The 1425-nt window shown below is 72.7% G+C and carries 1 protein-coding gene; it reads right to left on the bottom strand.

The window, feature by feature from the left end; all coding sequences use genetic code 11:
* Nucleotides 1–1340 (bottom strand): rhodanese-like domain-containing protein (locus tag ACFYOS_RS36420; protein ID WP_387151917.1); only part of this gene is annotated, 1340 nt, incomplete at its 3' end.
* Between the last annotated feature and the right edge of the window lie 85 nt (nucleotides 1341–1425).

The raw sequence follows: 1425 nt of genomic DNA, 5'->3' as shown, positions 1-1425 counted from the left end.
CCGCCGAGCAGGTCGGAGACGTCCGCCCGGCCGGCGCCGCGGAGCAGGCTGGCCGCGACCGAGGAGCGGTAGCCGCCGGCGCAGTGCACGACGACCGGCCGGTCGGTTGGCACCTCGTCGAGGCGCCGGGTGAGTTCCGCGAGCGGGATGTGCAGCGAGCCGTCGACGGCGCCCTGCTCCCGCTCACCGGCGTTGCGGACGTCCAGCACCACCGGCGGAGTGGCCGTGTCCAGCGCCGCGCGCAGCTCGGTGGCGGTGACCCGGCTGGCCCGGGTCAGGTCGTCGACCAGCTCGAGGAACGCGTCCTCGGGCTCGCGCAGGTACCCGACCACCTGGTCGAAACCGATCCGGGCCAGGCGTACGACGATCTCCTCCGCCCGGTCCTGCGGGGCGACCACGAGGACCTTGCGGTCCGGCGCCACCACGCTGCCGGCCGTCTCGGCGAACCGGCCGTCGGCGGGGATGTTGATCGCCCCTCGTACGTGCCCGGCGGCGAACTCCTGCGGGTCGCGGGCGTCCACCACCACGGCACCCTCGGCCCGGGCCCGGGCGAACTCGGCGGCGCCGAGCGGGCGCGGGGCCCGGCTGTCGAACAGCTCGCGGGCCTTGCGGTTGAGTACCGCGTCGAAGGCGAAGTAGCCGGGCGCGGCCGGCTGGCCGCCGGTGACCAGGGCGAGGAACTGCTCCTCGGTCATCGGCGCGCAGGCGTAGTTGGTGCGGCGCTGCTCGCCGATGGTGGACTGCCGCTCGGTGGAGAGGTTCTTGCCGCAGGCCGAGCCGGCGCCGTGCGCCGGGAAGACCCGGACCTCGTCGGGCAGGCCCATCAGCTTGCGCTGCACGCTGTCGTAGAGCATCCGGCCCAGGTCCTCGGCGGTGACGCCGAGCGAGGCGAGCAGGTCGGGCCGGCCCACGTCCCCGATGAACAGGGCGTCGCCGGTCAGCACCCCGTAGGGCGCCGGGTCGCCGGCGTGCTCGTACACCAGAATGCTGACGGACTCCGGGGTGTGGCCCGGGGTCTCCATGACCTGCAGCGTCACGTCACCGAGGCTGATCCGTTCCCCGTCGGCGAGCTTGCGGCTCGGGTACTCGGTCTCGGCCCGGCGCCCGTAGCCGATCCACGCGCCGGTCGCCGCGGCCACCTCGAGGTGACCGGCGAGGAAGTCGGCGTGGAAGTGGGTGTTGATCACCCCTTCGATCGTCAGGCCCTGCGCCCGCGCGTCGGTCAGATACTCGTCGATGTCTCGGCGCGGGTCGACGAGCACCGCCCGCCCGGTGGTCTGGTCGGCGATCAGGTACGACGCCTGGGACAGACAGTCCAGGTAGTACTGGGTGAACAACATCGTGCCGAACTCCTTCGCAGTGATGACTGGCGATGCACTCACGATAGCGCATACCCGGGGGGGTATATTCCGAGCCGAAGGTCCC

Origin of the sequence: Micromonospora sp. NPDC005806, from assembly GCF_042871425.1 — a bacterium.
GTDB lineage: Bacteria > Actinomycetota > Actinomycetes > Mycobacteriales > Micromonosporaceae > Micromonospora.
Note: the sequence above shows the minus strand (reverse complement) of the source record. Positions and strands in the feature narration are given on the sequence as shown.